Annotated in this window: 1 rRNA gene (running past one end of the window); it reads left to right on the forward strand. The window is 57.4% G+C overall.

Features of this window, described 5'->3' with window-relative positions:
• Nucleotides 1-1,277 (forward strand): 23S ribosomal RNA (locus ACFU5O_RS37415); its annotated part runs 1,271 nt beyond the window's last position; the annotation flags it as partial.

The raw sequence follows: 1,277 nt of genomic DNA on the forward strand, positions 1-1,277 counted from the left end.
TCGTGACTGCGTGCCTTTTGAAGAATGAGCCTGCGAGTTAGCGGTGTGTAGCGAGGTTAACCCGTGTGGGGAAGCCGTAGCGAAAGCGAGTCCGAACAGGGCGTTTGAGTTGCACGCTCTAGACCCGAAGCGGAGTGATCTAGCCATGGGCAGGTTGAAGCGGAGGTAAGACTTCGTGGAGGACCGAACCCACCAGGGTTGAAAACCTGGGGGATGACCTGTGGTTAGGGGTGAAAGGCCAATCAAACTCCGTGATAGCTGGTTCTCCCCGAAATGCATTTAGGTGCAGCGTCGTGTGTTTCTTGCCGGAGGTAGAGCACTGGATAGGCGATGGGCCCTACCGGGTTACTGACCTTAGCCAAACTCCGAATGCCGGTAAGTGAGAGCGCGGCAGTGAGACTGTGGGGGATAAGCTCCATGGTCGAGAGGGAAACAGCCCAGAGCATCGACTAAGGCCCCTAAGCGTACGCTAAGTGGGAAAGGATGTGGAGTCGCAGAGACAACCAGGAGGTTGGCTTAGAAGCAGCCACCCTTGAAAGAGTGCGTAATAGCTCACTGGTCAAGTGATTCCGCGCCGACAATGTAGCGGGGCTCAAGCGTACCGCCGAAGTCGTGTCATTGCAGCATGAGGGCCAACGCCCGCTGTGATGGGTAGGGGAGCGTCGTGTGCCGGGTGAAGCAGCCGCGGAAGCGAGTTGTGGACGGTTCACGAGTGAGAATGCAGGCATGAGTAGCGATACACACGTGAGAAACGTGTGCGCCGATTGACTAAGGGTTCCTGGGTCAAGCTGATCTGCCCAGGGTAAGTCGGGACCTAAGGCGAGGCCGACAGGCGTAGTCGATGGACAACCGGTTGATATTCCGGTACCCGCTTTGAAACGCCCAATATCGAATCAGACGATGCTAAGGCCGTGAAGCCGCCCCTGATCTCTTCGGAGTGAGGGGGAGTGGTGGAGCCGCCGGTCCAGATCTGTAGTAGGTAAGCGATGGGGTGACGCAGGAAGGTAGTCCAGCCCGGGCGGTGGTTGTCCCGGGGTAAGGGTGTAGGACGCACGGTAGGTAAATCCGTCGTGCATGTGTCTGAGACCTGATGCCGAGCCGATTGTGGTGAAGTGGATGATCCTATGCTGCCGAGAAAAGCCTCTAGCGAGTTTCATGGCGGCCCGTACCCTAAACCGACTCAGGTGGTCAGGTAGAGAATACCGAGGCGTTCGGGTGAACTATGGTTAAGGAACTCGGCAAAATGCCCCCGTAACTTCGGGAGAAGGGGGGCCATG

This window comes from Streptomyces sp. NPDC057445 (assembly GCF_042802855.1).
GTDB lineage: Bacteria > Actinomycetota > Actinomycetes > Streptomycetales > Streptomycetaceae > Streptomyces.